Below are 15,400 nucleotides of genomic sequence, written 5' to 3'. Positions count from 1 at the left end.
TTGGGGTAGTAATGGAAATCCTCTATAACTATTTGAAATCCTTTTTGCTGACCTCAAGAACTCTACTAACCTCTTGAACCGTTGCAGGAGAATCCAATTTGAAATAACCCGAAAGCCCCCTTTCAATTCTAGAAGCTCTTACAGCCGATTTGATGGCAAAAAACACTGATGTTGCCAAAACCAGTGGTGGTTCGCCTACTTCTTTTGATGAAAACAAGCCATTTGGATTTTCGGGAACCTCTGAAGAATTATTCCTAGGATATAAATAAGTATTCATTTCCAAAGGAATGGTTGTGATCGCTGGTGGTTTATAAGTCCAGGTGTTTAAGGTGTTTAACCTTCCTTTGTTTTCCCCTTCCGGCTCAAAAACCAATTTCTCGGTCAACACATAACCAACACCCTGAACAAATGCTCCTTCTACTTGTCCGATATCAATGGCTGGATTTAAACTCCACCCCATGTCAAAAATGATATCAGCTTTTAGAATTTTCACTTCGCCTGTAAGGATATCAACTTCTACTTCGGCACAGGCTGCGGAGAAAGTAAATCCTACAAAGGAATCCACTGCTCCAGCTGTTGATTGAACTTCGGCAAGTTCAATTCCCGGAATCGCTTTGTTTTCTTCAATTGATTTGAATGTCATCGCCGGAATCGGTGTAGTTCCACCTGGAATCGGTGCTGTAAAGGAGGCAATCAGATCAATCCTGTTTTGATATGCCAAGGAGACCAAATTCTGCCAAATTAGCTTTGGAAACTGATCAATTGGCCTTTTTACTGAGGCAGACCACCCTTCTTTCCTATAATTCCAGAAATCAATACCTTGCTCTTTGCACCATTCTTCTCCATTATCTTTTAACAGCTTGTATCCAAACTCAGTCATTCTGGAACGCATTTTCTCACAAGCCTGCTTGACAGCTTCTCCATTATAAGCAGTTCCTGTTGATCCTCCGGTGCTGGTAGGATTTGGGATAGCTTTAGTATTGGGACTATGAATTTGGATCAGTTCCATCGGAATGTTTAGCACATAAGAAGCAACCTGCTCAATTTTAGTCATCATCCCTTGCCCCATGTCAACTCCACCTTGGTTGATAGAAACACTTCCGTCTCCGGAATAAACAGATACAATTGCGGCTGCTTGCTCGATCATCACAAGGTTATATCCAGATCCATATTTTACAGGGATCATATAGACTCCTCTCTTTTTCCATTTATTGTTCTTGTTGAATTCATTTACTTCTTGGAGCTTCTTTTGGTATTGGCTTTTTTCCTCAGCATACTTCCAAACATCCTTCATGTAGCAAAAAGAAAGCGCCTGTCCAAAAGGTGTCACATCTCCCCTGACATACATGTTTTTTCTCCTGAATTCTACTGGATCCATGCCAATAGAAAAAGCTCCGTCATCAATGGCATTTTCTAAAATCAATTTGCCTTGAATATCACCAAAAGCCCTCATTGCTGTGTTTGGAGCCTTATTTGTTCGACAAACATCCAATTGACTTTCAAAATTCTTGACCATATAAGCATTGTCAATTCTCAGTTGAACGCAGTTGCTGACGATATAGGAACAATCATAAAAAGCTCCACCATCTGCCCATATTTTCAGAAATAATCCTCTGATTATGCCTCGATCTTCTTCTCGCAATTTTCCCTGATCCACAGCAATTTGATATTGTCCATAGTAACCATGACGTTTTCCTATCATAGCTGTATCATGTTCCCGTTTCATCGCCAAACGGATCGGTTTATTTAAGACATGAACAGCAACTGACACCGGTGCTGCTATAAACTTTGCCTGCTCGGTTTTTCCTCCATAACCACCACCCAGTTGCTTGATATCTACATTTATTTTGTTGTGCTCTGCAGCCAATGTACTTGCCACTGTTTGGTGCATTTCCATTGGGCTTTGAGAAGATGGATGTACCAAGATTTGATTATCATCCTCCGGAAATGCTACACAGGCTTGAGTTTCCATGTAGAAATGAACTTGTTCTCCAGAAATCTGGGTATTTTCTACCACCAAGCAAGGAGCTCCATCTACTTTTTGTTTCCTAGTGCTTGGATTTTTTTCCAATGGATCCTTTTCCAAATCTGCCCAATACAATTCCGTTCCAGGTCTGGTTATTTTCCATATATGTGAAACAAAAGATGCAGTACTTGGGCAATCAGGAAAAATACTACCCATTTTTATGGCTTCGTCGATGCTGATGATAGGGTTTTCCCAGGATTTATCCCATTTCTGATTTCCATTATTCTTCCATTGAATTGGGAAATACTTTACGCAGGTAGCAGAGGCATATTCGGCTATTTCTATGGCATCTTTCTCTGTATTTGCAATAATCAAGGCAATAGCCTGACCCGGATAAAGAATACTATCTTTAGCAAATACCGGTTGATCAAAAGCCATCCCCTGCAAATTCAATCCTCCTTTAGGAATGTCCAGATGGGTTATCAATTTGAAAAACGTTGGAAATTTTGAGCCAAGAAAACCTTCTAATTCATCAATATTAATTTCATTTTTTGTTTCGGGATGAATGAAAGAAAAATTTGCTAGAGATCTTGAGGATTGAATAAATGCTGCATTTTTCCCTATTGGTGGAAGTTTGATTTCATGAGTATAATGAACCTGTCCCATAGCTTGATGGAAGGCCATTAATTTAATATAGGGTTGGGAAACAGGGGTTTTAAACTCCTGATTTACATACTTTTGTATTCCATTACTTAAACCCCAATTTCCCCAATTTATTTCTCCAGCTGATTGAATTTCTTTTGGTACATCTTGTTTAGATTTTTCAAGAAGGGTCCTAATGATAGCCTTATAAATAAAAGAAATGGCCAGGTTAATTTTGTATTCATCTGTAAATCCTTCTGAAGGAATGAATTCATATCGCCCTATACTTTCCCAGTAATTCAATTCTTTATTAAGCTCCCTTTTCAAGATCTTAGTCATTCGAGGTAATAAGTCCAGACTTAGCGTTTTCCCTTTCAGCCATTGTTCTGTATTGGAAGCTGACCATGCAATGGGGGCAATTCCAGCAAAGACGATTGAGACCTGCTGAACCTCCAAAGATTTATCAACTTCAATTCTGGTACAATTATTTACTATCGAATGTGAATTAACTTCACGAATTGCAACTTTCTGGGAAAGTACTACTTCGTTTTTTGTACCAAATGGCAGGAAATAACCCAGGATAACCATATCAAATGCCATCTCTGGTGACTTTAATAATCGGTTGACCAATTCAGAAACCTTTAACCTAGACTCTTTTCCTGATTTAATTCTTAGAAAACGTATTTCTGAATCTGTTCCAAGGAGCGCTGTAAATAAATCTGATGGAAATGGAGCCCCACAAAGAATATGTTTCAGCTCTAACATGGTATTTCCAGCAATAGAGGCCGCATTTCGTACGATCATCCCTGCAGTTCTATGAACCATATATTGTAAAGCACCAATTCTGGAAGTTGGAGAAAAGCTTTTTTCTTCAATTACCTGATTTAAGAATATCAATAGTTCAGAATAAGTGGTCGATGCACCGAGTTCAATACCATTTTTTGAAATCGAAATGCCATACAATCCTGTAATTAGCTTGAGATCAACAAATAGTTTGAAATAAGGGAATTCTTCCGCGTAAACCCCAAAGGAAGTATTACCGAAAACCAGTCTGGTAGTCTCAGGAGGGTTATTTCTAAGGATATTTTTCAGTTCATCTAGTGTATCAGGACTCAGCCATTTCTGGGCTGAGTTTAAAATTGAAACCGGCGGCAATGCCATTTTCGCAGCTTTTGGAAAAGGGATATTGATGGAGTCATGAACCATCACCTCTTTGCATTTGTCCTCCGTGACACAAACCATTCTATTTGCTTCATCTTCTTCCGTCCAATCCGAAGCAAAGGTTTTCATTCCTGTCAAAATAGATCGATATCCGGTGCATCGACAGATATTTCCATCAAAAATCTCTTCTATTTCCTTTTTCGTTGGTGATGGATTTTCAGCTAAAAATGCAGACATATTCATCACAAAACCCACAGTACAATATCCACATTGAGTTCCATTGTTTATTGCCAATCTATGCGCTACAGGATTGATTCCTTCATGCAAATCCTCATTTTCTTCTTCAGAGAGGCATTTGGAAGTGATTTTATTGTTTATGATTGCTTTCAGGCTTTGAAAAGTTCTCTCTGCTCTTTCTTCGCTAACTTCTATTAGTTCCATCTTTGCTTGATTCCAATGTGGCGGAGCTACTACTGTTTTTCCTCCCGCTCCTCTGGAAGCTGATGGAGTAAAAGTCAGGTGTTTATTTTCGGGTCGTTTGATACCACCGGTTCCTTCTATAGTAGTAATTGCCATGCCGCCTAAGGCACATACGGGCCTCAAGCAGGAGTTGATTGACTTGTGTTCAGCAACTTGTTTTTTCTCATTCCAGGTAGACAAGATTACGGTACAAGCTCCACAACCACCTTGACCACAGCCTTTTTTGGCGCCTGTCAAACCCAATTCGTCTGATCTGAGATAGTCCAACAAAAGCAAATCAGGACTTGGATTATTGATGGTTATTTCTTCTCCATTGAGGAAAAATGAAACACTGTTATTCATAGTATTGACTTTAAAAATTTCGATTAATCAAGTTTTTAGGCTTGACTTTTTTTGATAAAAAGTTTGTTGAAATTGCTCTGTAGGTAATCCAGAATTTTCTCTCCATCTGTAGAAGGAACACCACTGAGTTGACTGACTACATTTGCCATTGTTCTATGAAGATCATTGACATGGCTTAGGTTAACTTTAGTGTCCCAAATTAATGGAGTAACTTCAGGAAAGTCTGTTCTAGCTGTGTCTAAGGTTAAAACCCCAGATAAACTTGGAGCAGCCTTATCCCGCTCCGTTAGATTACCATCTAATTGAAAGCATTCCTGAACAGTTTTAATAATCGAGGTATGGTCGTAAGGCACATTGCCGCTTGGTCTGGCTATGAGTCCTTGAGAAATGTATGGATTAACTAAAATACAGGGAACGCGGACTCCAAATCGATTAAATAAAAAACCATCTTGACCAGCGGTGTTTGTAGGATCAGGATTTTTTGCTTCACCTGGAGGAGCAACATGGTCATAACAACCTCCATGTTCATCGTAAGTAATAATCAATAAGGTTGAATCAAAAGCTTTCGAATTTTTTACAGCATTGTACACATCAGCAATCAGCTTTTCACCTGGTCTAATATCATTCGGGGGATGTTGATCATTTTGTCCCTCTCCTCCATAAGTAGGCTCCAGAAAAGAATAGCTCGGTAAAGTACAGTTGTTACATTTTTGGATAAAATCATCTAGTGTTCCAAAGTTTGAATCAAATTTTGGATCGTGTAATTGAGTCATACATAGCCTGGTCAAAGAGAAATATCCCTTTCCAAAGGCCCCACTTGCATCTTCTTCTTTCTTTTTCTCGGAAGTAGACATCAGATTATTACCAAAAATCCCCCAACTCAAATCTTTCCGGTTTTGATTGTCAATAGCATCTTGGATTTGATTGTAAATGGTCTTTTGGGTGCAAAAGGCATTTGGAGAATTGTTGACACTTCCATCAGAAGTTGCCGCGTGCACAAAACTTCGATTTGGTAAAGTTTGGCTAGGAATAGAACAATGGTAATTATCACAGACTGCAAAACCTTTTGCCAAACCAGAAAGTACCGGAGTTTGTGCAGGAGTATAACATTTCATGATATCCCTTGGATTAGAAGGCGCATCTCCAAAACTATAAGCACCATATAACATGGCATTTTGGTAATTCTCGACAAAGCCCATGTTGATTGGCGCAGGAGTATAATTTTGAGCTACATTATAATGGCTAAAAAGCTGATAATTCGTGTCTTTGAAACCTTCTCCCGGATCTGGATTAGGTAGACAGAAATTCTCTGGATTCGGAATTTCTCTTCCGTAGCTATACTTCTTCTCACCATTTTGTTCGATCCCTACTTTTTCGATAAAAGGGATTCCATCTGAGTCGACATTGTTTAGTGGATTCCAGAGCCCATAGTTTAAACCTTCAAATTCCTGATTATCCGATGGCTTCTCATCGTAATAAAGCCATCCTAAAAGGTTGTCAAATGATCTATTTTCCAACATCAATACCACGATGTGTTTAATATTCTTCTGCAACCTTGCTGTTTGATCTTCTAAATTCTGGCTCATTTCAATTCATTTTGTGGTGTAGAAGCCTTCAATGTTCCATCGCGATGCATTTGAATAGGTAACTTTTCAAACTCATCGTCCCAATAGCCGGCAACATCCTGATCCTTCCATTCTGTGAAGTATCCAAGTGCTAAAGAAACCTGTAATGAAAAGTCGCATGAAGTTGCCTCTGGCGTATAGGAAGTCGCACATTCAAGATTTTGGAAATACTCTTTAAATGCTGCTGCTTGTGTATCGGTTAACTTGGTAAGTTGTCCCAAAGCATTTGTATCTCCTATAAATGCTTGTTTCGGAACCAATGGGGCTACTTGAGGAAATTCTGCAGTCGCATGGCAAGACATACAAGATGCCGTATTTAAATCCACAGGACCATCCAGTCTTCCACCCCAACCTAAATGTTGTGGTGGTAATTGAGTCGAGTCAGGATTGATCTTAGTCTGTTTTAAATTGGGATTGATAATGGTTCTTGTTACCGGATAAGGATTGATAAAGTTTGTGGTGTCCTGAGGGTCATTTCCAAACTGTATTCCTACAGGAACCAGGTTTTCTGCCCTTCTGGATCCTTCTTTTCCATTATTAAGTTTGCCGTTGTAACAAAACGTACCAAAAACCCAACCTGTACCGTATTTCTCTGCTCGGCGGTCTCTCACCATAACATCCATTTGGATCAGATGCATTTGCTTGACAATTCTACCCGTGTCTAAGCCATTGTTCCATGAGGGTGTGATATAGGCATTCCAAGTCATTGGATTTACTAAATAATCAACTTCGGACTCGTCAGCATCGGTGAAAAGAAGCTTGAAGATCACCGTACCGACAGGAAAACCATTTGGTTTCTGAGTAGCATTTGGATCTGGATTGTCACCATCTTTCCACATTTGCGCGAGCGTATATCCCGCAAATTCATTGTAAAATCCCAAGGCATAAGTTTGATGCTCTTTTGTTTGATTGGGACCTAGTTGGTAAGGTCCTATTTCTGCTTCTTTGGCAAGACCATGAAAGCCTTCCGAACCTTGAGGTCCCCAATGCATCCAAGGCATATGGTACCATTTTCTGACTTTGCTTTCTTGGGCCACAAAATCTACCTCAATCATTCCTTCAAAAGAATAATCTCTGACTGCATTGATGTATTCCATCCAGTGTTCATCCTCATCAAATGGAATATTAAGGAATTCTGGTAGCTGGGAATCAACAGGCATCGTCAAGGGATAAGCTTGGCTTAGTTCAAAAACTTTTTCCCCGGGATATTTTTCTTGGAACTCAGCGGGGGAAATCATTTTTCCAAAATCAGGAAAATTGTTGTTGACAGTTTTACCATCACCTTCTTTCTCAGTGGAATGTTCGATGGAAGTACTGGTACAGGATTGTAAAAGGATTGCTGAAAAGAAAAAGCATATGAAGGCTATTTCCCTTCTTTGAAAACAGTTAGAAAACATCTGTAAAAGAGTTAATGGATAAAAAATTCATTTAAAAATAAACCTTAATATAAAAGATTAAATTCTGAAAGAACAGGTTATTCGAGTTTTTTACTCGAAATAAGTATCAGATTTTCAGACAATTATGGTATTGAATTATGACGATATTTATTTTCCTTAAGTATGAAATTCCTTTTCCTATTTATCAAATAGAAGAAGTTGTGTATAAACAGAAATTTGATTCTAAATCCTGAGAATTGTGGATTTAAGAAATAGATGGATAATCCAAAAAATGTTTCTTGGGGATTATAATTTGATTTAAAAAATGATGGAATTGAGGTTTTTGAAAACAGAAAAACCAGAACTAGATTAATCCTGGTCTTTTTGTTGTACAAACTCATTTATTTATAATCATTAATTACTAATGATTGCTTCCTCATCATACGAACTTTTAAAATGGTTTCGATTTACTAAACTTTAAATAATTATTTTTTTTACTCAGTCCTCCGAAGAGGAAGATAATTATACCGTCCAAAAAAAGTATTTGCTCATCTTCGATTCACTTTTTGTAATTTAAGATTACATAACCATCAACCAAATGAAATACAATTACAAATCAATTCAGGCATTGATAATTTGTCTGAGTATCGGATTTACAGAAAGTGATGTATTGGCTCAAAGTCAATCAAGTCCTGTAGACCCTTCATTTTACAGTAGCTATAGTTGGCGCAATATTGGTCCGGATCGTGGGGGAAGATCCCTAGGTGCTTCGGGAAGTCCTGGGAGAAGAAATGAGTATTATTTTGGAGCAACTGGTGGAGGTCTTTGGAAAACTGTAGATGGTGGAAATGAATGGTTTCCCGTTACAGATGGGAAAATCACTTCCTCCAGTATTGGAGCCGTGGCAGTTGCAGAAACAAATCCAGATGTAGTATATATCGGAGGAGGCGAAACGCAATTAAGAGGAAGTATAACCCAAGGTGACGGAGTCTACAAGACAAACGACGGAGGTGAAACTTGGAGACATTTAGGATTGGAAGAAACCCAAGCCATTTCAAGAATTAGAGTTCATCCAACAAATCCCGATATTGTATATGTGGCTGCTTTAGGTCATCCTTATGGAGAGAATGAAGAAAGAGGCGTTTTCAGATCTAAAGATGGAGGTAACAACTGGGAGAAAGTATTATTTGTAAGTGATAAAGCAGGAGCTGCAGATTTGATCATTGACAGGACAAATCCAAACGTTATTTATGCTTCAACCTGGCAGGTTTACAGAAAAGCATGGAAAATGTGGGGAGGTGGGCCTGACTCTAAACTTTGGAAATCAACAGATGGAGGTGATACCTGGACAGATTTGACTTCAAATCCTGGCATGCCCGAAGGTCCTATTGGAAAAATTGGAGTGACTGTCTCCCCCCCAGATCCGAATCGGGTTTGGGCAATTGTAGAAGCCAATGAAGGAGGCGTTTTCAGATCAGATGATGCCGGCAAGACTTGGAAGCGTGTAAACGATGAAAGAAAGCTAAGACAAAGAGCATTTTATTATTCTCGAATTTATGCAGATCCTATAGACAAGAATACAGTTTATGGTCTGAATGTGGATTTTTGGAAATCTACCGATGGAGGAGAGACTTTTGATGTAGAGATTTCTGTTCCCCATGGCGATAATCATGATTTATGGATTGATCCGAATGATCCCATGAGAATGATCAGCTCCAATGATGGGGGTGGAATCGTCAGTATTAATGGAGGCAAAACTTGGACAGAAGAAGACTACCCTACTTCCCAGTTTTACCATGTAATGACTACTTCAGATGTTCCATATCATGTGGCTGGTGCTCAGCAAGATAACAGTACCCTAGCAATGCCTTCTGAAGGTTGGCGACATATGTTAGGAAGAGGCCCAGGACATGGCTATCATTATGCAGTAGGAGGTGGAGAAAGTGGTTGGATTACTCAAAGTCCCACTGATCCTGATGTGTTTTATGCAGGTTCCCAAGGGGCTTTATTGACGAGATATAACCGTAAAACAGGCCAATACAGGGATATTCAAGTTTATCCAAGATTCTTTTCAGGTGAACCGGCTTCTGCCCTACCTGAGCGTTGGCAATGGACTTTTCCTATCATGTTTTCCCCATTGGATCCAAATATCATGTATACTACTTCACAGCATGTATGGAAAACCACAAATGACGGTCAGTCCTGGGAGAAAATCAGTCCAGATTTAACTTATGCTGACCCTGAGACCTTAGGCAAAACAGGTGGTGTGATCACCATGGATATGAATGGGCCGGAAATTTATGCTACCGTATTTGCTCTAGCACCTTCCATGCATGATATCAATACTATTTGGGCTGGTTCTGATGACGGTATGGTCCATATAACTAGAGATGGAGGTAAAAACTGGGAGAATATCACTCCACCTGACCTTCCTAAATTTTCAAGGATTAGTATTATTGATGAAGGAAAATTTGCCCCTGGAACGTTGTATTTAGCAGCTAACAGATATCAAGTGGATGACAGACAACCTTATGTATTCAAAACCAAGGATTTTGGTAAAACTTGGACAAAAATTATTAATGGGATCGAAGATGGTCATTTTGCCAGAGCGATTAGGGAGGATTTGCAGAAACCGGGACTTTTATATTTAGCGACGGAGCATGGAGTATACGTTTCTTTTGATGATGGAGAAAACTGGCAATCTCTTCAGTTGAACCTACCAGATACACCAATACGTGACCTTGTTTTGAAAAATGACGATGTGGTTTTAGGATCACACGGCAGAGGTTTTTGGATTTTGGATGATATCAGACCTTTGAGAGATGCTGTTGAAGTGATTGAAAAAAATGAGATAACCTTATTTAAACCAGCCAATCCTATCCGTGGCGTTTATAATGCTGCGATTCAATATTACTTGCCTGAAGAAGGTGAATCAATAACAATTGAAATTAAAGATGCTGATGGGAATATCATTAATACATATACTGGCACCAAGGATAAAGAAGGGCGAAATACACCAGCTTTAAAAGCTGGCCTAAATACCTTCACTTGGGATATGCGTTATCCTGGGGCTACAGTTTTTGATGGAATGATAATTTGGTCTGCGAGACCACAAAGAGGTCCAATGGCCCCAATTGGAGAGTATTATGTGACTTTAAAAACTGCTGAAGTAGAAAAGAACACCTCTTTTGAATTGGAAATGGATCCAAATCTCGAGGGAGTTTCTGCTGCTGATATTCAAGAACAATTTGATTTAGCAATCCAGATTCGGGATAAAGTTTCCGCAGCCAATGAAGCTGTGATTTTAATTAGAAACATCAAATCACAGGCAAAAGATGTGAAAGCAAATGCAAAAGTTCAAATACAAATTGATGAACTTCTGACAAAACTACAGGTTGTAGAAGAGGATTTATACCAAGTTCAAAATCAATCTGGACAGGACCCACTAAATTTCCCTATCAAGCTAAATAATAGATTGGCCTCCTTGCAGAGAAGTGTGGAATCAGGTCAGGCAAAACCCACCGATGCTGCCTACGTGGTATTTGAGGAGCTTTCCGGTGAATTGGAAACTCATTTGACAATATTAAATGAAATCTTAAACTCTGAGTTAAAGGAAGTTAATGACAAGCTACCTAAGAAGATTTCCCTCGATAAGAAATGATTTAAATATAGCAGGTTTCGGATTTCGGAGCCTGCTTTTTTTGTGAAAATGCGAACGTATCCTTCCATACAGAAATTGAAAGAATATCAAGAGCAAAATGGAATCAAAATTTCGCTTTTGGGATCTAGAGATGAATTGCTCCATATTCAACTAGAATCAAATAAAGGGAACTGGAAGCTTTATATCCAGGACGAGTGTGGTGATTTTGATGAAAAAAACCAACTGGTTTGTCTTTATCTAACCTTAAAGTCTTTGGAAGATTATGTGGAAGAAACCGATTTTCTAGCCTGGTCTAACTTTTATGACCTAGATGATTTTGATACCTATTGGCTGGATTATTATAAAAGTCTGGACAAAATCAGATATGAAATCGAATTTCATTTCGGAAAGATTGACTCCTTTATTGATTCATTGGATTATGAATTAAGGGCTGGTGCTTTTCAGGAATTGACTAGAGAATAGTGGTTACCACATATTAAGGCACCTCTTATTTTTTCAAACTAAGCAGTTGATCGCAAAGAACAAGGAAGAAACTCTACCCATGGATTCATTTTGAGTAAGTTGTTTTTTATTGAAAGATACTCCGCGACCCTCCCATCAAAATATTTAATATCAATTCCAGAATATGAATCCAGTAAGGTTTTATGCTGAACAATAAGGTCTCTTTGTGCTCTAAAATCTGATTTTATCAAATGGATAACAATCTCCCTCACAGGATCTCTACTGACCAAAAAGTCAGAAATCCCTTTTTTTAGTTTTTTATTCTTTTTTTTGACTTCACTCGGATAATCTACCACAGCGAAAGGTGGAATGGGGCCATAATGAGCGACAAAAGTATGTTCAGGTCCATAAGCTTTAGTTCCATATTCTTTTTTCCAGTCATCCATTCTTGAAATACTAGGCAGATCTAATTTTCTAATTACTAGTGTATCATACCAAAAGCGCTTTCCACTTGGAAGAAACCTATGCGATCTAATTGGAATATTTTTTTCATTAGACCATTCATGCATAAACTTAAAAAGCGGGAAATTAAAAGTGAGTACATCATGATGGGAGGTCAAATGATCAGGTTCTCGTCCAAAAATTCGTTTAAACTTATCGTATTGTGCCTGAAATTCCATTTTTATTTGACTGATGCACTGATCAGATTCATATGTCTTATCTATATCAGTAAACTTGGAAAACCTTCCTTTCTTGTCCAGAAGTAATGCAATGTCTTTTGCCTTTGAAACGGGCTTACCTGAAGTCATGGTAAAGTGTAAACCAACATGCGTGGTTTCAAACAATGGTAGATTAGTATTTACACCAATTGTTGTATTCAAAAATTTTGCGAAATCAATCAGATTCGCTTCACTCTCACCATTGACTAAAATTGCGACTGAATTTATCCAACCTTCTTTCAATGCAATTTTAGCGCCTAGGTCTATTTCCTTTACTATTCCAATATCATCGGCAGTAAGCAGGAGTTTTTTGGAAATCAATGGAATATCCTCACCGATATGAATGGCTTCACTCCAAACGAATGTCTTATTAGTTAATACATACCATATATCTGAGGTACGATACATTTCGCCTTTAATGGCATGCGATATTTCAATCTCTGAATTTGGCGTTAAGGAAATTCCTTTTTTAGCATTGATTGAGGGATAATCAAGGCGGGTATTAATCAATTTGCTGACTAGTCCTTTAAATACTTCCATTACCCAACAGCTTTAGCTTTATTACTTCCAGAAGCATTTACTTGCTGTTCAGAATTAGCAGGGATTGGAATGGAGGGTCTTACTTTCATGATTTTATTTAGCATATCAAACCAAAAAGGAGCTCCCAATGAAATTGCAAAGGCAGTGATCAGCCAGCCTAGAATCGCAGGATAATTATCGTTTTTATTTGAAGCTAGAATTGAATTATAATTATCCATTTCCTCTTTAACATCTTCAATGTATTGTTTTTGTCCATTTTTGCTGACATCTGTTATGCCATCAGGATTATTGGCAATGAATTCCTGAGCACTATTAACTAAAAGAGTCCTCATGGTTTCATTGGTTGATAAATCCTTAACTAAATGGATGGTATCCACATTGAATAAAACTGCAATGATGAAGCCTACTATAAAGGTAAAATAAGTGACCTTTCGTTTATACCATCCCGTAATCCTATCCATTTGTTCCTCATACCAATTGCTTACAAGCCCACTGAATTTATCAATATCATCAGAAGCTTCATCCCATAAATTCTTCAATTGATATTTTGTGTCTGGGTCAATGTTCAGGGTTTCATTTAAAAATTTAGGGAATTCATTCAATCGCTTTTGAAGATCAGCATTCAAAAAATCAAGCTCCTCTTTTGTAGATTCTATTTCAAAGGTATTTGTTGGATCATTGGCCTGTAAGTTTTTTAAGTCCTCCAGAAGTTTGGCTATTCGCTCTTTTAGTGCTTTTATATCAAATGGAAGTAGATCGCCTAATGCAGTACTTATATTATCCTGAGGTTCTTCATGAAGTCCTTTCCTTAAAATATCTACTAAAGTTGAGCTAAAGCGATCGGCTGAAATGTAAGAGGGTTTTGTATTTATTCCTTTGTGACCAAGGTATTTTATAGAAGGGTGTTTATAAAAGGTTTTGGTGAAGGAATTAGTAGCGAAAGAATAGAATAAATTTAAAATTGTATGATTCCAGCGACTAGAGTTCTTGTCATCTGATAATAGTCTATCTATACCGGTTTGCAAGTTTTTGGATCTTGATCCAAAAGCGGAGGTAATCGACTCGATAACAGTCATAGCGAAAAGACTGTAAAGCAAATAAACAAATACTAAACTTATAAAAACATCTAAAACAGTTAGTCCGGTCATATTTTACTAGTTAAAAAGAACACATGAATGAAAAGTATGACTTAATTTAAGCATTTTTCTAAATGGATCATAACTAATTGCAATTCAGCTTGATATAGTATAAAAAGTCAAATGCTTTAAACTGTATCAAAAAAAAGAATAAATGAAATAGTAAATGAGAAACTATCTATTCTAGAACTCTCCTTCTATGGCAGGAGTTTAAAGTTTAATCACTTTATGGATTTAACTTTAGAATAGATTAGTTTTAGATCAATGAGAAAACAGTTTGGAGGAAAGGTCACCAAAAAGGAAATTGAGAAATTTAAGCATATCCAGAACTGGGATGGTGAAAAGTTTCTGAACTTGGAGCCTACAAGTATGGATTTCAGTTTACAGGCACTTCCTAAATTTTTATATAAACAATTTTGTGAAAAAGAAGGAAGGGAACCTACTCAGAAACTACCTATTCAATCTTTTGATAAAGAATCATTTTTAGCCCCATCTGAAAAGGCCAAATTTATTTGGTATGGACATTCTGTCTTATTAATCAGGATAAACAATAAGACTATTTTGATTGATCCAATGCTTGGTCCTGATGCATCCCCCATAGCGCCTTTTTCCACCAAACGATTCAGTGAAAATACATTAAATCTGATTGAAGATTTTCCTGAAATTGACCTTTTAATGATGACGCATGATCATTACGATCATTTGGATTTGAAAAGTATGAATCTCTTGAAACCGAAAGTAAATAATTTTTTTGTTGGGTTGGGAGTCGGAAGACATCTTAAAAAATGGGGATTTGAAGAGAAAAATATCACCGAGTTTCACTGGTGGAAGTCAGCTTCCTTTGAGGATATCCATATAACATACACTCCCACAAGGCATTTTTCTGGAAGAGGTATTTCAGATCGAGCTAAATCAATGTGGGGTGGTTGGGCTTTTAAGACCGAACGAGAAAACATTTGGTTTAGTGGAGATGGTGGATATGGAAACCATTTTATCGAAGTAGGAAAACGCCTAGGACCTTTTGATTTCGCTTGGATGGAATGTGGGCAGTACAATGAAAATTGGAAACTGATCCATATGTTTCCCGACGAAAGTGTAAAAGCGGCAAAGGACGCAAATGCAACCCATATTATGCCTGTTCATTGGGCTGGTTTCTCTTTGGCGCAGCATCACTGGACAGAACCTGTTGAACAATTTGTGGAATTTGCTGAAAAAGAATCAATAGAATATATGACTCCGAGTTTAGGCGAACTTGTAGATTTGGCAAAAGAAAGAAAAAATGAATTTTGGTGGAGAGCGTAATTTTGTTTT

8 protein-coding genes are annotated in these 15,400 nt (G+C 37.9%); 3 read left to right on the top strand and 5 right to left on the bottom strand.

All coding sequences use genetic code 11. The annotated features are described in order from the left end of the window. Positions 1 to 28: 28 nt before the first annotated feature. The 3 genes from AAGF08_RS08145 to AAGF08_RS08135 are packed head-to-tail and all read right to left on the bottom strand — an operon-like array spanning position 29 to position 7,613. Positions 29 to 4,591, bottom strand: a complete 4,563-nt coding sequence (locus tag AAGF08_RS08145) for a molybdopterin cofactor-binding domain-containing protein (RefSeq protein WP_343510659.1) — start codon at positions 4,589 to 4,591, stop codon at positions 29 to 31. Between the two features lie 35 nt (positions 4,592 to 4,626). Further along, positions 4,627 to 6,177, bottom strand: coding sequence for an alkaline phosphatase family protein (locus tag AAGF08_RS08140; RefSeq protein ID WP_343510658.1), 1,551 nt, complete (start codon positions 6,175 to 6,177; stop codon positions 4,627 to 4,629). Beyond that, positions 6,174 to 7,613 carry a hypothetical protein gene (locus AAGF08_RS08135; protein WP_343510657.1) on the bottom strand — a complete coding sequence of 480 codons (1,440 nt, stop codon included), beginning with the start codon at positions 7,611 to 7,613 and terminating at the stop codon, positions 6,174 to 6,176. Before AAGF08_RS08135 ends, AAGF08_RS08140 begins: the two co-directional genes overlap by 4 nt. Positions 7,614 to 8,190: 577 nt before the next feature. Here AAGF08_RS08135 and AAGF08_RS08130 point away from each other — a divergent pair. Together AAGF08_RS08130 and AAGF08_RS08125 are read left to right on the top strand one after the other, a co-directional pair. Then, entirely contained in the window at positions 8,191 to 11,253 is a 3,063-nt protein-coding gene (locus tag AAGF08_RS08130) for a glycosyl hydrolase (RefSeq protein ID WP_343510656.1), read from the top strand. Positions 11,254 to 11,301: 48 nt separating this feature from the next. Beyond that, positions 11,302 to 11,715, top strand: coding sequence for a hypothetical protein (locus tag AAGF08_RS08125; RefSeq protein ID WP_343510655.1), 414 nt, complete (start codon positions 11,302 to 11,304; stop codon positions 11,713 to 11,715). 38 nt (positions 11,716 to 11,753) lie between these two features. On the opposite strand, the gene AAGF08_RS08120 is transcribed toward AAGF08_RS08125, so the two are convergent. Further along, positions 11,754 to 12,953 carry a ChbG/HpnK family deacetylase gene (locus tag AAGF08_RS08120; protein WP_343510654.1) on the bottom strand — a complete coding sequence of 400 codons (1,200 nt, stop codon included), beginning with the start codon at positions 12,951 to 12,953 and terminating at the stop codon, positions 11,754 to 11,756. Beyond that, entirely contained in the window at positions 12,953 to 14,101 is a 1,149-nt protein-coding gene (locus AAGF08_RS08115) for a hypothetical protein (protein WP_343510653.1), read from the bottom strand. Before AAGF08_RS08115 ends, AAGF08_RS08120 begins: the two co-directional genes overlap by 1 nt. 252 nt (positions 14,102 to 14,353) lie before the next feature. Here AAGF08_RS08115 and AAGF08_RS08110 point away from each other — a divergent pair, with 252 nt between their 5' ends. Then, complete coding sequence (locus AAGF08_RS08110; RefSeq protein ID WP_343510652.1) at positions 14,354 to 15,391, top strand: MBL fold metallo-hydrolase; 1,038 nt, start codon at positions 14,354 to 14,356, stop codon at positions 15,389 to 15,391. Positions 15,392 to 15,400 lie beyond the last annotated feature (9 nt).

Origin of the sequence: Algoriphagus sp. SE2 (genome assembly GCF_039563885.1) — a bacterium.
Lineage (GTDB): Bacteria > Bacteroidota > Bacteroidia > Cytophagales > Cyclobacteriaceae > Algoriphagus.
Note: the sequence above shows the minus strand (reverse complement) of the source record. Positions and strands in the feature narration are given on the sequence as shown.

Excerpts from the sequence above, each read along its gene's own strand:
- AAGF08_RS08110 (WP_343510652.1), top strand. The coding sequence starts at position 14,354 with ATGAGAAAACAGTTTGGAGGAAAGGTCACCAAAAAGGAAATTGAGAAA.
- AAGF08_RS08115 (WP_343510653.1), bottom strand. The coding sequence starts at position 14,101 with ATGACCGGACTAACTGTTTTAGATGTTTTTATAAGTTTAGTATTTGTT.
- AAGF08_RS08135 (WP_343510657.1), bottom strand. The coding sequence starts at position 7,613 with ATGTTTTCTAACTGTTTTCAAAGAAGGGAAATAGCCTTCATATGCTTT.
- AAGF08_RS08130 (WP_343510656.1), top strand. The coding sequence starts at position 8,191 with ATGAAATACAATTACAAATCAATTCAGGCATTGATAATTTGTCTGAGT.
- AAGF08_RS08125 (WP_343510655.1), top strand. The coding sequence starts at position 11,302 with ATGCGAACGTATCCTTCCATACAGAAATTGAAAGAATATCAAGAGCAA.
- AAGF08_RS08140 (WP_343510658.1), bottom strand. The coding sequence starts at position 6,177 with ATGAGCCAGAATTTAGAAGATCAAACAGCAAGGTTGCAGAAGAATATT.
- AAGF08_RS08145 (WP_343510659.1), bottom strand. The coding sequence starts at position 4,591 with ATGAATAACAGTGTTTCATTTTTCCTCAATGGAGAAGAAATAACCATC.
- AAGF08_RS08120 (WP_343510654.1), bottom strand. The coding sequence starts at position 12,953 with ATGGAAGTATTTAAAGGACTAGTCAGCAAATTGATTAATACCCGCCTT.